This window comes from Massilia sp. DD77 (assembly GCF_036961685.1).
Taxonomy (GTDB): domain Bacteria; phylum Pseudomonadota; class Gammaproteobacteria; order Burkholderiales; family Burkholderiaceae_D; genus Telluria.
Map to the genome: position 1 here is coordinate 42,769 of NZ_JBAMDH010000024.1, position 16,422 is coordinate 59,190.

Sequence of the window (16,422 nt, forward strand, 5' to 3'; positions counted from 1 at the left end):
CTGCCATGTTCACGAGACCTAACGACAAGAAAATCTATCTCGCCTCGAAGAGCCCGCGCCGGCGCGAGCTGCTGCGCCAGATCGGCGTGGACTTCGAACTGCTGGCCCTGCGCGCCGACCCGGCGCGCGGCGTCGACGTCAGCGAAGACGTGCACGCAAGCGAAGCGCCCATGGATTACGTGGCGCGCGTGGCGCGCGAAAAAGGCGCCTTCGCCTGGAACATGGTGCTGGCCCGCCGCCAGCCCATGCGTCCGGTGCTGTCGGCCGACACCACCGTCACCATCGATGGCCTCATCCTCGGCAAGCCCGCCAACACCCGCGAAGCGGAAGACATGCTCGAGCGCCTGTCCGGCCGCACCCACCAGGTGCTGACCGCGGTGGCGGTGCACGGCATGAATATCGCCGAGCACGTCACCCAGGTTTCCGACGTGCGCTTCGCCAAGCTCACGCGGGACCAGATCCGCGCCTACTGCGCCTCGCCCGAGCCCTACGACAAGGCGGGCGGCTACGGCATCCAGGGCGCCGCCGCCGTGTTCATCGAGCACATCGAGGGCAGCCACTCCGGCATCATGGGCCTGCCCCTGTTCGAGACAGCGAACCTGCTGCGCAAGGCCGGCTACGCCGTCTGATCCGCTTTCGGCAGGGTTGGCGGCTTCGCCGCCGACGCGTTCAATCCACGTTCGCCGGCCCGTGCGCGTCAACAGAGCCGATTGCAACCACCGCGCCGGCGGGAAATGAGTCCACTGGACTCATTTCCCCCGCCGACCCTGCCGTCGCAGGCCCTCCCCACCGTGTATCATGTCAGTCTGAACAACACTGCACGGCCGGGCCCATGAACGAAGATATCCTCATCAACATCACACCGCAGGAAACGCGCGTCGCGCTGGTCCTGCAGGGCGCGGTTCAGGAGCTGCACATCGAACGCACGCTCACGCGCGGGTTGGCGGGGAACATCTACCTGGGCAAGGTCGTGCGCGTGCTGCCGGGCATGCAGTCGGCCTTCATCGACATCGGCCTGGAACGCGCCGCCTTCCTGCACGTGGCCGACATCTGGGAAGCGCGCAGCCACGAAGGCAACGGCAATCCGCCCACCCCGATCGAGAAGCTGCTGTTCGACGGCCAGGTCTTGACGGTCCAGGTCATCAAGGACCCGATCGGCACCAAGGGCGCCCGCCTGTCGACCCAGGTCTCGATCGCCGGCCGCATGCTGGTCTACCTGCCGCAGGACCAGCACATCGGCATCTCGCAGAAGATCGAGAAGGAAGCCGACCGCGAACTGCTGCGCACCCGCATGCAGAACCTGCTCCCTGGCGAGGAAAAAGGCGGCTACATCGTGCGCACCCAGGCCGAGGACGCCTCGGACGAGGACCTGAAGGCCGACATCGACTACCTGCGCAAGACCTGGGGCGCCATCGTCCAGGGCGCGCGCACCCGGCCGCCCACCACCCTGCTCTACCAGGACCTGAGCCTGGCCCAGCGCGTCCTGCGCGACTTCGTGCACGACGAAACCGCCACCATCCAGGTCGATTCGCGCGAGAACTACCTGAAGCTGGTCGATTTCGCCCAGGTGTACACCCCCAGCGTGCTGGCGCGCCTGACCCACTACACCGGCGAGCGCCCGCTGTTCGACCTCTACGGCGTGGAAGAAGAAATCCTGCGCGCGCTGGGCCGCCGCGTCGACCTGAAGTCGGGCGGCTACCTGATCGTCGACCAGACCGAGGCGATGACCACCATCGACGTCAACACCGGCGGCTTCGTCGGCGGGCGCAATTTTGCCGACACCATCTTCAAGACCAACCTGGAAGCGGCCCACGCGATCGCGCGCCAGCTGCGCCTGCGCAACCTGGGCGGCATCATCATCCTCGACTTCATCGACATGGAGAACAGCGAGCACCGCAACGCGGTGCTGGCCGAGCTCAAGAAAACCCTGGCGCGCGACCGCACCAAGGTCTCGGTGAGCGGCTTCTCCGCCCTGGGCCTGGTCGAGATGACCCGCAAGCGCACGCGCGAATCGCTGGCCCACATCCTGTGCGAACCCTGCCCCGCCTGCAGCGGCAAGGGCCAGGTCAAGACCAGCCGCACGATCTGCTACGAGATCCTGCGCGAACTGCTGCGCGAGGCCAAGCAGTTCAACCCGCGCGAATTCCGCATCGTCGCCTCGCAGGAGGTGATCGACCTGTTCCTGGAAGAGGAATCCCAGCACCTGGCGATGCTGGGCGATTTCATCGGCAAGCGCATCTCGCTGCAGGTGGAGAAGGGTTACCACCAAGAGCAGTACGACGTCATCCTCATGTAGGACGCTCGCCGCGCTCGCGCCGCGGCGCAGATTCTTCGCTCTTGCGCTCCTCGTTGATCTCCTTGGTCAGGAAGTAGTTCAGGCCGGTACGGATGACGGCAATGGCGGCCAGCTTGCCGATCCGGTCCCAGGTCGGGGCCACCGAGGTGGAGAGGATGTCGGCGGCCAGCTGCAGTTCCAGCGCCAGGGTGAGGTAGCGGGCGAAGGTGAGCCGGATCGGCAGGAAGCCGCCGCCCTGCCGTGACAGCACATGCCGCACCAGGCCGGCCACGACCAGCACCACCCCGACCGCGATCACCAGCGCGCCGAGCGCTTCCACTACCAGCCGCAGCCACTCCACGCAGGCGCGGACCTGCTCTTCGATATGCGAAAACACGCTTCCTCCCGGGCGGGTTTACCAGCTCGGAGCAGGCCGTGTCCTGCCCCGGCTCGACTGTAGCCGATCCGCCGGAGCGGCCGCGCGCGCCAGCCCGCACGGGCATGCCGCGGTGGAACCATTCGCCCCTGCCTGCCCTCCAAGCCACAGCTGGCATGCAGCCGGCATGACCTGGCGTGGCGATTCCGGGTTTTTCTTGACTTGCCGCGGCAAGATCCCTAGCGTCTGACTCTGGCAGCTGTTTCCCTCAACCTGCAGCGCGGTCCCACCGCCTTCCGACATGCGACCATCACCTTCCAGTGGCGACAGGAGTACGCGCGGCCGGCGCCATGCCGGAGGCGACGTCCACGCCGCGGGCGGCGGCGACGCCCGCGAGGACGCCGTCCTGCAGCTGACCCAGGAGCAGATGCTGGTCAACCAGGCGCTGGTGGAAAGGATCTTCGCCTACGAACGCGCCACCGAGGCCCTGCGCCTCACCGAACAAAAGCTGCACGACCTGATCGCCCACCAGCTCGCCGCGCGCGAAGCCGAACGCAAGCGCCTGTCGCGCGAACTCCACGATTCGCTGGCCCAGAACCTGCTGGCCCTGCGCATGGACATCTCCACCCTCCTCCAGCACACCGGCGAACGGCACCAGCGCCTGCACGACCGGGCCGGGGCCGCGCTCGACAACGTCGACGCCAGCCTGCGCGCCGTCAAGCAACTGCTCGGCGAGCTACAGCCGACCGGCCTGGAGCTGGGCCTGCAGGCAACCCTGGAACTGGAAGTGCGCAAGTTCACGCGCGCCAGCGGCATCGCCTGCACCTTGGAAGGCGGCGCCGAACTCGGCGAGCTGGTCTTGGCGGAGTCGACCGTGCTGACGGTCTACCGGGTGCTCCAGGAATGCCTCAACAACGTGTTTCGCCATTCGCTGGCGAGCCGGGTGGGCGTGCGGCTCGGCGTGGCCGGCGGCATGCTCGAGATGGCGGTCAGCGACAACGGCATCGGCTTCGATACCGAGGCGCCGGCCAAGTCGAGCAGCTACGGACTGCTGGACCTGCGCGAACGGGTCGCCGCCGGCGCCGGGTCGCTGCGCGTTACCAGCGCCCGCACCCACGGCACCGACGTGCTGCTGCGCCTGCCGCTGGAAACGGATCCGTCCGCGCCTGCTGCGATCGGATAGAATGGCGCTCTGAACACCTCCATCAACCGACCGGAAGCTTGCCGACCGCGGACCATGCAGCCAGCGGCCGAACGCCATGCCAATAGAGACTAAGCTGCTTGCAAGCATTATGGCGCGCCTGGAGCCGCGTGGCGAACCGGCCACCGCCGCCAATGCCGTCGCGGTCTGGCGTACCCTTTTCGACCGCTTCGCTCCGCTGCTCGGCCCGCTCAGCACGCTCGCCCTGTTCGAACGCAGCCTTGCCCAGCATGTGGGCCGCTTTCCCTGGCTGCCCCAGCTTGGCCCGACCCTGTTCCCGGCCCAGGCTTTCGATGTTTTCAGCCGCAGCCTGGACGGGCAAACACCGGAACACATCGCCGCCGCCAACCGCGCGCTGCTGGTCACCTACACGGATGACCTGGCCGACCTGATCGGCCCAAGCCTGGCGAACCGGTTCCTGCTGTCGGCCTTCCCGCCGGACGATGGACAGCCAATTTAGGAGAATGCGGCAATGACCGACAAACTTGACCTGCACACGCTTGCCACCGGCGTCACCGGGCTCGACACCATCCTCGGCGGCGGCCTGCCCGAACTGTCGTTCAACATCATCGGCGGCGCACCGGGCAGCGGCAAGACGACGTTCGCCCAGCAGATCATGTTCGGCCTGGCCGGACCGCAGCGCAAGGCGCTGTTTTTCACCGCCATGGGCGAGCCGCCGGTCAAGATGCTGCGCTACCAGCAGCAGTTCAGCTTCTTCGACATCGCCAAGGTGGGCGATTCGGTGAACTTCGTCAGCCTCGCGCCGCAGGTCGAGATAGGCGACTACGACGCGGTGCTGACCCAGATCCTCGATGAAGTGCGCGCCCACAAGCCGGCGCTGGTCTTCATCGATTCCTTCCGCTCCTTCGTCGAAGGCGCGCGCGGCGAGGACCGCGATGTCGCCGCATTGCAGACCTTCATCCAGCAGCTGGTGGCGCACATGACCACCTGGAAGGCCACCAGTTTCCTGATCGGCGAATACACCAGCAACGAAGCGGACCGCAATCCGATCTTCACCGTGGCCGACGGCATCTTCTGGCTCGACCAGCACGTGCAACGCAATGCGATGTCGCGCAAGATCCAGATCATCAAGATCCGCGGCAAGAAGCAGCGTCCCGGCCTGCACGCCTTTCGCATCGGCCCCTCCGGTATCGAGATCTTCCCGCGCATCCTGCCGGTGGCGGAAGTGGTCGGGTCGGCGCAGCCCGCGCCGGTTTGCACGCGGCGCCTGTCGACCGGGGTCGCGATGCTCGACGACATGCTCGGGGGCGGCATTCCGGCAGGGTATTCGGTGCTGCTGGTGGGGCCAACCGGCTCGGGCAAGACCATCCTGGCGACGGAATTCCTGGCCGCCGGCGCCGCCAACGGAGAGACCGGCGTGATCGCGCTGTTCGAGCGCACCACGGGCCAGATGATGAATCCCAAGCTCCAGGCGCTGGTACGCTCGGAGCACATCGCGATGATGAGCGCCAGCGAACTCGACCTGTCGAGCGACGAGGTGCTGTACGAACTCCTGCAGCTGATCGACGCGAAAGGCGCGACCCGGGTCGTGCTCGATTCGCTGGCCGGCTTCGACCTGACCGTGGCGCCGGAATACCGTGAGGAACTGCGCGAAACCCTGTACCGCCTGGCCACGGTGCTGGGCGCCCGGGGCGTCACGGTCCTGATGACGAGCGAACTCGAAGACCGCTACCAGGAGCTGCGGCTCTCGCCCTACGGCAGCGGCGCGCTGGTGGACGCCGTCATCATGCAGCGCTATGTCGAATCGCAATGCGAGCTGCAGACCCTGATCTCGGTGATCAAGGTGCGCGGCTCCAGGCACAGCCGGCAGTTGCGCAGCTTCGAGATCACCGACGAAGGCATCGTCATCGGCGACGGACCGGCGCCCTTCGACGGCGTGCTGACGGGGCGGGCCAACCCGCGCTGAGCTACCGCGCGGACGGGAAGAACAGCTGTTCGCCGGCCGGTTTGAAGGCCGCGATGCGTCCCTGCCCTTCCGGCGAGGTGATCCACTCGATCAGCTGTTTCGCGCCCTTGTAGTTGACCTTGGGATGCTTGGCCGGATTCACCGCGATGATCCCATAGGGATTGAACATGCGCTTGTCGCCCTCGATGATGATCGCCAGCCCGGTCCTGGCCTGGTAGGCGCCGTAGGTGGCGCGGTCGGTCAGGGTATAGGCCTTCATCTCGGCCGCCATGTTCAGCACCTCTCCCATGCCCAGGCCGGCCGATACGTAGTTGGCGCCGGCCGGCTTCACGCCCGCCTGCTGCCAGTAGCCCTTCTCCATCACGTCGGTGCCCGAGTTGTCGCCGCGCGAGATGAACTTCGCGCCTGTGGCAGCGATGCGCCTGAAGGCGGCGATCACGTCCTTCGTGCCCTTCAGCCTGGCCGGGTCCTCGCTGGGGCCGACCACGATGAAATCGTTGTACATCACGTCGCGCCGGTCCACGCCCCACCCTTCGCCGACGAACTGGTCCTCGAGCTTGCGCGCATGCACCAGGGTGAGGTCGACGTCGCCGTTCCTGCCCAGCTCCAGCGCCTTGCCGGTGCCGACCGGGATCACGTGGACCTTGTAGCCGGTTTTCGCTTCGAAGGCCGGCAGCAGCTGCTTGAGCAGGCCGGAGTTCTCGGTGCTGGTGGTGGTCGAGAGGCGAATCGTCTCCTGGCCGGAGGCGAACGGCGAGACCAGGGTGGCGGACAAGAGGACGGCGAACAGGTGGCGGCGTTGCATCGGGTTCTCCTGGGTGGAATTATCGGATTTCGAGACGGCCTTCGCGCAGCTTGAGGCGGCGCACGCCGGGCAGGCCGATCAGGTCGCGGTCGTGGCAGGCCATCACCACGCTGCCGCCCGCGTGCAGCAGGGTCGGGATCAGGGCCAGCACCTGCTCGCGCGCCTGGCCGTCGAGGTTGGCGGTCGGCTCGTCCAGCAGCAGCAGGCGCGGCTGCAGCACGCGGGCGCGCGCCAGGGCCACCCGCTGCTTCTCACCGCCAGACAGGCGGTTCGGATCGGTGTCGCGCAGGTGCTCGACGCCGGCCCAGCGCATCGCTTCCTCGACCAGGCCGCGCACGGCGCGCCGGTCTTCGCCGCGCGCCAGCAGGCCGTAGGCGATGTTGTGGCCGACGCTGGTCGAGAACATGATCGGATGCTGGTGCACGTAGACGATCGAACGGCGCAAGACCGCCGGATAGGGATACAGCGGCGCGCGCTGCCCGTCGAGTTCGACGGTGCAGGCATCGCAGCGTTCCAGCCCCGCCAGCATGCGCAGCAAGGTGCTCTTGCCGGCGCCGTTCACGCCGGTCAGCACGTAAGCGCTGCCCGCGTCGATGCTCAGGCGGTCGATCTCGAACAGCACCCGCCCGCCATGCTGGCGGCGCAGGCCGTGGACGGTCAGCAGCGCAGTCAGGTCGTTCTTCATGTCCGCACTCCCGGCATGCGCGCCTCACCCTGCAGCAGCACCAGCGCCCCGTTCATCAGGAGCGCCAGGGTCACCAGCACGATGCCCAGCGCGATCCCCTGCGCGAATTCGCCCTTGCTGGTTTCCAGCGCGATGGCGGTGGTGATGGTGCGGGTCTCGCCTTCGATGTTCCCGCCCACCATCAGCGCGCAGCCGACTTCCGAGACCACGCGGCCGAAGCCGCTGATCACAGCCGCCATCACCCCATAGCGCGCCTCGTGCAGCACGGTGCGCATGACGCGCCAGGGCGAGGCGCCGTGGGCGATCGCCGTCTCGGCGTAGCGCGGGTCGAGGCCCTGCACCGCCGCCAGGGTAAACGCCAGCAGCACCGGCAGGCCGATGATGCACTGGCCCAGCACGATGCCGCTCTGGCTGAACAGCCATTCCAGGCCACCCAGCGGGCCGCGGCGCGACAACAGCAGGTAGAGCAGCAGGCCGATCAGGACCGTGGGCAGGGACAGCGCGGCCTGGGCCAGCCAGATCGCGATGCGGCGGCCCGGGAAGCGGTGCATGGCGATGGCGTAGCCGAGCAGCACCGCGGGCGGCGTCGCCAGCAGCAGGCCCAGCAGGCTGGTCTTGATCGAGACCCAGACGATGCGCCACAGGGCGGCGTCACCGCTGAACAGCAGCGCGAAGGCGTGCGAGATGGCGTCCAGCAGGGACATCAGGACAGGCGCGGTGCGCCCAGGGGCTCGAGCAGATCCGGCTCGAACACCAGGCGTTCGTGCCCCGCCAGCAGCAGGAAGTGCTTGCCGGTGCAGCGCGCCAGCAGCGACATGCCGACCCGCTCGGCCACCATGTGTCCCATCTGGGTGGTGCCAGAGCGCGACAGCAGGAAGGGAATGCCCATCTGGGCGCCCTTGATCACCATTTCGGACGTCAGGCGCCCGGTGGTGTAGAACAGCTTGTCGGCGCCTTCCAGGCCATCGAGCCACATCAGGCCCGCGATGGCGTCCACCGCATTGTGGCGGCCCACGTCTTCCACGAAGTACAGCAGCTCGCCCGTATTCGAGAACAGGGCGCAGCCGTGCACCGAGCCAGCCTGTTTATAGATCGACTGCTGGGTGCGAATCAGCTCGACGATGCGGTAGACCACCGATTGCGGCAGGCGCGCGTCCGGCGGCAGGACGATGCGGTCGACTTCGTCCATCAGGCCGCCGAACACCGAGCCCTGGCCGCAGCCGGTGGTGACCACTTTCTTCGCGGTGCGCTCTTCCACATCGGCGATGCCGCTGCGCGTGACCACCGCCACCGAATCGACTTCCCAGTCTACCTGGATCGAGACGATGTCCTCGATGTTGCGCACCAGGCGCTGGTTGCGCAGGTAGCCCAGGGTCAGGGCCTCGGGCGCGCCGCCCAGGGTCATCAGCGTGACCAGCTCGCGCTTGTCGACATAGACCGTCAGCGGGCGTTCCGCCGGGATCGCGATCGTCGAACGCCGGCCGCGCTCGTCCACGGCCAGCACCTCCTGGGTCAGGCTGGCGCGGGAGTCGGACAGCTGCGGACGGTAGCGTGGCAGGTCGGGGCGGTTCATGTTGCCAATTGTGCCATGCCAGCCAGGATTTGGCCGCCACCGTAGCTGCCCTGCGGCGCCACCTCCCCGCCGGGAGTGAGCTTGATGGCGCAATACTTGAATTCCGGAATCTTTCCAAAGGGGTCGAGCGCGGCATTGGTCAGGTGGTTGATCGCCGCTTCGTAGTAGCAGAAGGGCACGAAGACCGCGCCCACCGGCGAACTGTCGTCGGCCCGTGCATACAGCACCACTTCGCCGCGGCGCGAGGTGATGGTGATCGGCTGGCCCGGGGCAATGCCCATGCGCTCCAGGTCGAGCGGGTGCACCAGGGCCACCGGGTCGGGCTCGATCGCGTCCAGCACCCCGGCGCGGCGGGTCATGCTGCCGGTGTGCCAGTGCTCCAGCTGGCGGCCCGTGATCAGGACCAGCGGGTAGTCAGCGTCGGGACGCTCGTCGGCCGGGATGATGTCGGCCGGGACGAAGCGCGCCCTGCCGCCCTCGCGCGGGAACCGTTCGGTGAAGACCACGGGCTGGCCGGCGTCGCCCTCGTTCGTGCACGGATAGACCACGGCGCCGTCCCGTTCCAGGCGTTCCCAGGTAATGCCGCCGATGCTGGCCATGGTCTTGCGCATCTCGTCGAACACCTCGGAGACGTGGCCGTAGTTCCACGGCAGGCCCAGGCGGTTCGCCATCCGCTGGATGATCCACAAGTCCTGCCTGGCATCGCCCGGCGGAGAGATGGCCTGGCGGCCCAGCTGCACCAGGCGGTCGGTATTGGTGAAGGTGCCGGTCTTTTCCGGAAAGCTCGATGCCGGCAGGATCACATCGGCCAGGTAGGCGGTCTCGGTCAGGAAGATGTCCTGCACCACCAGGTGCTCGAGCGCGGCCAGGGAGGCGCGCGCATGGTTGGCGTCGGGGTCGGACATGGCCGGGTTCTCGCCCATGATGTACATGCCGCGGATCTGGCCGGCATCGATGGCGTCCATGATCTCGACCACCGTCAGGCCCGGCTTCGGGTCCAGGGTGGCGCCCCAGGCGCGCTCGAATTTCTCGCGCGCGGCCGGGTTGTCGACGCGCTGGTAGTCCGGCAGCATCATCGGGATCAGGCCGGCGTCGGAGGCGCCCTGCACGTTGTTCTGGCCGCGCAGCGGATGCAGGCCGGTGCCGGGGCGGCCGATCTGGCCGGTCATGAGGCTCAGCGCGATCAGGCAGCGCGCATTGTCGGTGCCGTGCACGTGCTGGGACACGCCCATCCCCCACAGGATCATCGAGCCTTTGGAGGTGGCGTACAGGCGCGCCACGTAGCGAATGGTCTCGGCGTCGATGCCGCAGATCGGGGCCATCGCTTCCGGGCTGTATTCGGCGACGTTCTTCTCCAGGTCGGCGTAACCCACCGTGCGGCTCGCGATGAAATCCCGGTCGACCAGGCCCTCGGTGACGATCACGTGCATCATCGCGTTGAGCAGGGCCACGTCGGTGTCGGGCTTGAACTGCAGGTAGCAGTGGGCGTGGCGCGCCAGCTCGGAGCGGCGAGGGTCGAGCACGACCAGCTTGGCGCCCGTGCGCACCGCGTTCTTGATCCAGGTGGCCGCCACCGGATGGTTGACGGTCGGGTTGGCGCCGATGACCAGGATGACCTCGGCGCGCGTCACGTCCATCACCGGGTTCGAGACCGCGCCCGAGCCGATGCCCTCCAGCAGGGCCGCCACCGAGGAGGCGTGGCACAGGCGGGTGCAATGGTCGACGTTGTTGGTGCCGAAGCCGGTACGCACCAGCTTCTGGAACAGGTAGGCCTCTTCGTTGCTGCCCTTGGCCGAGCCGAAGCCGGCCAGGGCCGCGCCGCCGTGCCGGTCGCGGATGCGCGCCAGCTTGCCGCCGGCCAGCGCCAGGGCTTCTTCCCAGCTCGCCTCGCGGAACACGTCCAGCACGCGGGCCGGGTCCATGCTGAAGTCGCCGCTCTTGGGCATGCCTTCGCGGCGGATCAGCGGCCGGGTGAGGCGGTGCGGATGGTGGGCGTAGTCGAAGCCGTAGCGGCCCTTGACGCACAGGCGGCCCAGGTTGGCCGGGCCCTTGCGCCCTTCCACGTACAGGATCTTGTCGTCCTTGATGTGGTAGGTCAGCTGGCAGCCGACGCCGCAATAGGGGCAGACCGAGTCGACCTGCTTGTCCGGGATCTGCAGCGCCACCTCGCGCGCCGGCATCAGGGCGCCGGTCGGGCAGGCCTGCACGCATTCGCCACAGGCCACGCAGGTGGAGGCGCCCATCGGGTCGTCCTGGTCGAACACGATCTTCGCGTTCTCGCCGCGGAAGGCCAGGCCGATCACGTCGTTGACCTGCTCGTCGCGGCAGGCGCGTACGCAGCGCGTGCACTGGATGCAGGCGTCGAGATTGACCGTGATCGCGGCGTGGGTCGCGTCGCGTTGCGGCTGCGGGCGCGTAGGCGCGAAGCGCGGCTTGCCGACACCGAGCTTTTCAGCCCAGATATCGACTTCGTTGCGGCGCGTGTACCCGGCTTCCGGCATGTCGGCCTGCAGGAGCTCCAGCACCATCTTCTGCGCGGCGACGGCGCGCGCGCTGTCGGTCCTGACCTTCATCCCGGCTGCGGGATGGCGGCAGCAGGAAGGCGCGAGCACCCGCTCGCCATCGATCTCGACCATGCAGGAGCGGCAGTTGCCGACTGCCTCCATGCCTTCCTTGTAGCACAGGCGCGGCAGCTCGATGCCTTCGCGCGCCGCGACTTCGATCAGGGTCTCGTGGGGCAGCGCGTCGACGCTGCGGCCGTTCAGTTCAAATGAAATCAGGCGGTTGAAGTCGTTCATGGCTGCCCCAGCTCGTGCGGGAAATACTGGATGACGCAGTCGATGGGATTCGGCGCCGCCTGGCCCAGGCCGCAGATGGACGCGTCGCGCATCACCTGCGACAGCTCGCCCAGCAAAGCCGTGTCCCACACCGGCTGGCGGATCAGGTCGAGCGCCTTGGCGGTGCCGTTGCGGCAGGGCGTGCACTGGCCGCAGGACTCGTCCTTGAAGAAGGCCAGGATGTTGCGGGCGGCCGCCACCGCGCTGTCGTGCTGCGAGAGCACGACCACGGCGGCCGAGCCGATGAAGCAGCCGTAGGGCTGCAGGGTATCGAAGTCGAGCGGGATGTCGCCCATGCTGGCCGGCAGGATGCCGCCGGACGCGCCCCCCGGCAGGTAGGCGTAGAAATCGTGGCCGTCCCGCATGCCGCCGCAGTATTCGGCGATGAGTTCGCGGATCGTGATGCCGGCCGGGGCCAGCTTGACGCCCGGTTCGCGCACCCGGCCCGAGACCGAGAACGAACGCAGGCCGCGGCGGCCGTTGCGTCCATGGCCGGCGAACCATGCGCCGCCCCGTTCCAGGATCTCGCGCACACAGTGCAGGGACTCGAAATTGTGTTCCAGGGTCGGGCGGCCGAACAGGCCGACCTGGGCCACGTAGGGCGGACGCAGGCGCGGCATGCCGCGCTTGCCCTCGATCGACTCGATCATGGCCGACTCTTCGCCGCAGATATAGGCGCCGGCGCCACGGCGCAGGTGGATGGGCGGCATGCCCTGCAGCGGCGGATCCGCGCGCAGCTTGTCCAGCTCGGCTTCCAGCATGGCGCGGCAGCCGTGGTATTCGTCGCGCAGGTAGATATAGATGGCCTCGATGCCCACCGCCCAGGCGGCGATCAGGGCCCCTTCCAGGAAGCGGTGCGGGTCGCGCTCGAGGTAGACGCGGTCCTTGAAGGTGCCGGGCTCGCCTTCGTCGATGTTTATCGCCATCAGGCGCGGCCCAGGTTCCGCGCGCACGATGCGCCACTTGCGCCCCAGCGGGAAGCCTGCGCCGCCCAGGCCGCGCAGGCCGGATGCCTCCAGGGCCGTGATGAGCTGCTCGGCGTCGAGCTTGCCGGCGGCGCAGTCGCGCAGCAGCGCGTAGCCGCCCGCCGCGCGGTAGGCGTCGAGACCGATGTGATCGTGGACCAGATCGGTCGTTTCGCCCGCGCGCGCCTTGGCCAGCAGGCTTTCCGGGCTCGCATGCGGCACGGCCAGCTGGCCGACCACCGCCACCGGCGCCTGCTCGCAGCGGCCGACGCAGGGCGCCTCGAGCACCCTGACTTCGCGCCCGAGGATGCTAGGGAGCTTGCCCAGCAGTTCGCGCGCGCCCGCCATCTCGCAGGACAGGCCGGCGCATACGCGCACCGTCAACGCGGCAGGGGCCGCGTCGCCTTCCTTGAGCACATCGAAATGGTGGTAGAAGGTGGCGACCTCGTAGACCTCGGCTTGCGCCAGGCCCATCTCCTGCGCCAGCGCGGCCAGGTGGCTGCTGGCCAGGCATCCGTGGCGGTCCTGGATCTTGTGCAGGTGCTCGATGAGCAGGTCGCGCCGGCGCGGGGCCTCGCCCAGCAGGGCGCGGACTTCGGCCAGGGCTTGCGCATCGACCTGGCGGCCCTTGGGCGCCTGGCGCTTGCGCAGGCGGCTCGCACCCTGCGCGACGATCGGAATGATGGGATGGTTCATGTGGACAGGTCTCGTGCCCGGTCTAGGTGCCGGTTGCCACAGTATAAACCGGGGCCGGGCGGACGGGCTTGGAACCTGCCGGCCTTGCCTCGAAGAACGGGCGCCGCTAGCGCCGCCGTTTCTTCCAGTTGTAGCCGGGACCGGTCACGTCCACGCCCGGATGGCCGACCACGTCCGGGTGCTCCGAACACATCGTCACGAAGCGCACGCCCTCGCCGGCGCGCTGGCGCTTGCGCAGCTCTTCCATGAACTGCATGGCCCCCACCATCTCGGTGGTGTCGAAGACTTGGGCGTGCGGCTGGCTGGCGTCGTCGTCGACCATCGTCCAGTAAACCATGTACATCGCGTTCTCCTGTATCGCTGTGCGCATTGTCGCGCGATCGGCAGCCTCGCGGCGCACGCGCTCATCCGCCGCGGATGTTTCGCTTTTTTAAGCGAAATTAGGCTCAGTAAAGTGAATGATGCCCACAAAAAGTAGGAATTGTCCTAAAAAGCGTTTTTATGTGGGCTAGCTCACATAAGGGTCAAAACCGGGACAGTAGGCTTGAGGCTGTTTTCACAAAGCAGACACCACTCATGATTCCACATCTTGGTTCCCAGCCGGAACAAACCCCAGAGCTGGCGCTTTGGGGCGGACTTGAATGCACGGTCAACCGTGTGCGCGACAACTACTTCAGCCAGATGGACCGCAACGGCCACGCCGAGCGCCTGCAGGACATCGAACGCTTCGCCTCGCTCGGTATCCGGGCGATCCGCTATCCGGTACTGTGGGAGCGCACCGCGCCGGACGGCATCGAGTCGGCCGACTGGTCCTGGCCCGACGAGCGCCTGCCTGCCCTGCAGCAGCTGGGCGTCACCCCGATCGTCGGCCTGGTGCACCACGGCAGCGGCCCGCGTCATACCAGCCTGGTCGATGCCGGCTTCGCCGACAAGCTCGCCGAGTATGCCGGCGCCGTCGCCGCGCGCTATCCCTGGGTGGAGTACTACACCCCGGTCAACGAGCCGCTGACCACGGCGCGCTTCTCGGGCCTGGCGGGCGTCTGGTACCCGCACGGCGGCGACGAAGCGACCTTCGTGCGCGCCCTGCTCAACCAGACCCGCGCCACGGTGCTGGCGATGCGCGCCATCCGCGCCGTCAACCCGAACGCCAAGCTGGTCCAGACCGACGACCTGTCCAAGACCTACGGTACGCCGGAGATGGAAGCGATCACCAGCTTCTTCAACGAACGCCGCTGGCTGGGCTGGGACCTGCTGTGCGGTAAAGTGGACCAGGACCACAAGCTGTGGCACTACCTGCTCGCATCGAACGCGACCGAAGACGAACTGCGCTGGTTCCGCGACAACCCCTGCCCGCCGGACATCATCGGCGTGAACTACTACATCACCAGCGAACGCTGGCTGGACCACCGCCCGGAACGCTATCCGGAAAGCCACCGCCACACCTACCGCGGCGTACCGCACGCCGACATCGAGACGCCGCGCGCCCTGGCCACGCCGACGCCAGGCATCGCGCCGCTGCTGATGGAAACCTGGGAGCGCTACGGCCTGCCGATCGCGATCACCGAGGCCCATATCGACGCCAACCGCGAAGACCAGCTGCGCTGGCTGGTCGAGATCTGGAACGCGGCCCAGAAGGCGCGCAACCAGGGCGCCGACGTGCGCGCCGTGACGGTCTGGGCCCTGCTCGGCTCCTTCGACTGGAACTGCCTGGTGACCGAGTGCCGCGGCTACTACGAGCCCGGTCCCTTCGACGTGCGCGGCGGCACGCCCCGTCCGACCGCGGTGGCGACCCTGATGCGCGAGCTGTCCAGCGGCCGCCCGCTGAGCAACCCGGTGCTGCAGGGCGAAGGCTGGTGGCGCCGTCCGGGGCGCTTCCTGTGCAAGCCGGTGGCGACCAGCACCGCGGTGGCCGACCTGGCCGTGCGCGGCCAGTTCAAGTCGGCCCACGTGCAGCCGATCCTGATCACGGGCGCCACAGGCACCCTGGGCTCGGCCTTCGCGCGCATCTGCGAAAAACGCAACCTGGCCTACCACGTGCTGACGCGCCAGGAGATGGACATCACCGATCCGGCATCGGTGGAGAATGCGATCCTGCGCTTCAAGCCCTGGGCCATCATCAATGCCGGCGGCTACGTGCGCGTCGACGAGGCGGAAGGCGACAGCGAACGCTGCATGCGCGAAAACACCCTGGGACCGACCATCCTGTCGCTGGCCTGCATCCGCCACGCGCTGCGCTTCATGACCTTCTCGACCGACCTGGTGTTCGACGGCGCCAAGGGCCAGCCCTATGTCGAGTCGGACCCGGTGAATCCGCTCGGCGTCTACGGCCGCAGCAAGGCCGAGGCCGAGCAGCGCGTGCTGGACGCCGACCCGCAGGCGCTGGTGATCCGCACCTCGTCCTTCTTCGGTCCCTGGGACCAGCACAACTTCGTCACCCAGGCATTGAACGCGCTCGACCACGGCCAGCCTTTCCAGGCGGCCGGCGACATGGTGGTGGCGCCGACCTATGTGCCCGACCTGGTGAACGTGTCGCTCGACCTGCTGATCGACCGCGAGCGCGGCGTCTGGCACCTGACCAATGCCGAGGCGGTGAGCTGGGCCGAGCTGGCCCGGCGCGCCTGCGCCGCGGCCGGGGTGGATCCGGGCCGGCTGGAGGAAGTGCCGATGGCGTCCTGCGGCTATGCCGCCAGGCGGCCACGGTTCAGTGCGCTGGGCAGCGAGCGCGCAATGCTGCTGCCGTCACTGGACGACGCGCTGAAGCGCTATGTGGAAGCGGTGGAGCAGCGCGCACACGGATTCGACGGCGAACGGCCGGGGGAGGCGGCGCACTACGCCAGCTGAGAACCTATCCCGGTAGGCGGGAGGAGGCAGTGTGGCTGGCCACACAACGACGAGCAACGCCGGCTGCGCTTTCCAGGCGCGCCAGGATAGGTTCCAAGTAACACGACAGGGTTCTGCCAAGTTGCCGCGCTCTTCCTTCGGGGAGGCGCGGTTTTTTTGTGGCAGGTGGTGTGCTTGCAAACTTGGGTCCCCGCCTTCGCGGGGAGTCATAGGCGCCAGTGGCGCGTATGACGGTCTTACA

At 67.9% G+C, this 16,422-nt stretch carries 14 protein-coding genes; 6 read left to right on the plus strand and 8 right to left on the minus strand.

Annotation, left to right across the window (positions count from 1 at the left end):
- Positions 1–5 precede the first annotated feature (5 nt).
- Both V7778_RS15765 and rng read left to right on the plus strand, forming a co-directional pair.
- Positions 6–629 carry a Maf family protein gene (locus V7778_RS15765; protein WP_335556956.1) on the plus strand — a complete coding sequence of 208 codons (624 nt, stop codon included), beginning with the start codon at positions 6–8 and terminating at the stop codon, positions 627–629.
- A 203-nt stretch (positions 630–832) separates the two neighbouring features.
- A complete protein-coding gene (gene rng / locus V7778_RS15770) occupies positions 833–2,296 on the plus strand; it encodes a ribonuclease G (protein WP_335556958.1) in 1,464 nt (487 codons plus the stop codon).
- On the opposite strand, the gene V7778_RS15775 is transcribed toward rng, so the two are convergent.
- The gene (locus V7778_RS15775) at positions 2,289–2,672 is read right to left on the minus strand and encodes a DUF1622 domain-containing protein (protein ID WP_335556960.1); all 384 of its coding nucleotides are present in this window, start codon (positions 2,670–2,672) and stop codon (positions 2,289–2,291) included. The two genes, rng and V7778_RS15775, sit on opposite strands and share 8 nt — an antisense overlap.
- 280 nt (positions 2,673–2,952) lie before the next feature.
- Here V7778_RS15775 and V7778_RS15780 point away from each other — a divergent pair, with 280 nt between their 5' ends.
- From V7778_RS15780 to V7778_RS15790, 3 genes are all read left to right on the plus strand, one after another.
- On the plus strand, positions 2,953–3,834 hold the full coding sequence (locus tag V7778_RS15780; protein ID WP_335556961.1) for a sensor histidine kinase: 882 nt from the start codon (positions 2,953–2,955) through the stop codon (positions 3,832–3,834).
- Between the two features lie 76 nt (positions 3,835–3,910).
- Complete coding sequence (locus V7778_RS15785; RefSeq protein ID WP_335556963.1) at positions 3,911–4,312, plus strand: hypothetical protein; 402 nt, start codon at positions 3,911–3,913, stop codon at positions 4,310–4,312.
- A 12-nt stretch (positions 4,313–4,324) separates the two neighbouring features.
- Positions 4,325–5,779 (plus strand): ATPase domain-containing protein, encoded by a 1,455-nt coding sequence (locus V7778_RS15790; protein WP_335556965.1) that lies wholly within the window; start codon positions 4,325–4,327, stop codon positions 5,777–5,779.
- Position 5,780: 1 nt separating this feature from the next.
- Here V7778_RS15790 and V7778_RS15795 read toward each other — a convergent pair whose 3' ends face one another.
- From V7778_RS15795 to V7778_RS15825, 7 genes are all read right to left on the minus strand, one after another.
- Positions 5,781–6,584, minus strand: coding sequence for an extracellular solute-binding protein (locus V7778_RS15795; protein ID WP_335556967.1), 804 nt, complete (start codon positions 6,582–6,584; stop codon positions 5,781–5,783).
- 19 nt (positions 6,585–6,603) lie between these two features.
- Positions 6,604–7,269: an energy-coupling factor ABC transporter ATP-binding protein gene (locus V7778_RS15800; protein WP_335556969.1), complete on the minus strand. Its 666-nt coding sequence runs from the start codon at positions 7,267–7,269 to the stop codon at positions 6,604–6,606.
- Positions 7,266–7,973 carry an ABC transporter permease gene (locus tag V7778_RS15805; RefSeq protein ID WP_335556971.1) on the minus strand — a complete coding sequence of 236 codons (708 nt, stop codon included), beginning with the start codon at positions 7,971–7,973 and terminating at the stop codon, positions 7,266–7,268. Before V7778_RS15805 ends, V7778_RS15800 begins: the two co-directional genes overlap by 4 nt.
- Positions 7,973–8,842 carry a formate dehydrogenase accessory sulfurtransferase FdhD gene (locus V7778_RS15810; protein WP_335556973.1) on the minus strand — a complete coding sequence of 290 codons (870 nt, stop codon included), beginning with the start codon at positions 8,840–8,842 and terminating at the stop codon, positions 7,973–7,975. The genes V7778_RS15805 and V7778_RS15810 overlap by 1 nt, the downstream gene beginning before the upstream one ends.
- Positions 8,839–11,640: a formate dehydrogenase subunit alpha gene (gene fdhF / locus V7778_RS15815; protein WP_335556974.1), complete on the minus strand. Its 2,802-nt coding sequence runs from the start codon at positions 11,638–11,640 to the stop codon at positions 8,839–8,841. Before fdhF ends, V7778_RS15810 begins: the two co-directional genes overlap by 4 nt.
- Positions 11,637–13,340: an NAD(P)H-dependent oxidoreductase subunit E gene (locus V7778_RS15820; RefSeq protein ID WP_335556976.1), complete on the minus strand. Its 1,704-nt coding sequence runs from the start codon at positions 13,338–13,340 to the stop codon at positions 11,637–11,639. Before V7778_RS15820 ends, fdhF begins: the two co-directional genes overlap by 4 nt.
- Positions 13,341–13,446: 106 nt before the next feature.
- Entirely contained in the window at positions 13,447–13,683 is a 237-nt protein-coding gene (locus V7778_RS15825; RefSeq protein WP_335556978.1) for a hypothetical protein, read from the minus strand.
- Positions 13,684–13,916: 233 nt separating this feature from the next.
- Here V7778_RS15825 and V7778_RS15830 point away from each other — a divergent pair, with 233 nt between their 5' ends.
- Positions 13,917–16,181: a family 1 glycosylhydrolase gene (locus V7778_RS15830; RefSeq protein ID WP_335556980.1), complete on the plus strand. Its 2,265-nt coding sequence runs from the start codon at positions 13,917–13,919 to the stop codon at positions 16,179–16,181.
- Positions 16,182–16,422: the final 241 nt, after the last annotated feature.

Bases quoted from the DNA above. Each gene is read 5' to 3' on its own strand.
- V7778_RS15765 (WP_335556956.1), top strand. From the start codon at position 6: ATGTTCACGAGACCTAACGACAAGAAAATCTATCTCGCCTCGAAGAGC.
- rng (WP_335556958.1), top strand. From the start codon at position 833: ATGAACGAAGATATCCTCATCAACATCACACCGCAGGAAACGCGCGTC.
- V7778_RS15780 (WP_335556961.1), top strand. From the start codon at position 2,953: ATGCGACCATCACCTTCCAGTGGCGACAGGAGTACGCGCGGCCGGCGC.
- V7778_RS15785 (WP_335556963.1), top strand. From the start codon at position 3,911: ATGCCAATAGAGACTAAGCTGCTTGCAAGCATTATGGCGCGCCTGGAG.
- V7778_RS15790 (WP_335556965.1), top strand. From the start codon at position 4,325: ATGACCGACAAACTTGACCTGCACACGCTTGCCACCGGCGTCACCGGG.
- V7778_RS15795 (WP_335556967.1), bottom strand. From the start codon at position 6,584: ATGCAACGCCGCCACCTGTTCGCCGTCCTCTTGTCCGCCACCCTGGTC.
- V7778_RS15800 (WP_335556969.1), bottom strand. From the start codon at position 7,269: ATGAAGAACGACCTGACTGCGCTGCTGACCGTCCACGGCCTGCGCCGC.
- V7778_RS15805 (WP_335556971.1), bottom strand. From the start codon at position 7,973: ATGTCCCTGCTGGACGCCATCTCGCACGCCTTCGCGCTGCTGTTCAGC.
- V7778_RS15810 (WP_335556973.1), bottom strand. From the start codon at position 8,842: ATGAACCGCCCCGACCTGCCACGCTACCGTCCGCAGCTGTCCGACTCC.
- fdhF (WP_335556974.1), bottom strand. From the start codon at position 11,640: ATGAACGACTTCAACCGCCTGATTTCATTTGAACTGAACGGCCGCAGC.
- V7778_RS15820 (WP_335556976.1), bottom strand. From the start codon at position 13,340: ATGAACCATCCCATCATTCCGATCGTCGCGCAGGGTGCGAGCCGCCTG.
- V7778_RS15825 (WP_335556978.1), bottom strand. From the start codon at position 13,683: ATGTACATGGTTTACTGGACGATGGTCGACGACGACGCCAGCCAGCCG.
- V7778_RS15830 (WP_335556980.1), top strand. From the start codon at position 13,917: ATGATTCCACATCTTGGTTCCCAGCCGGAACAAACCCCAGAGCTGGCG.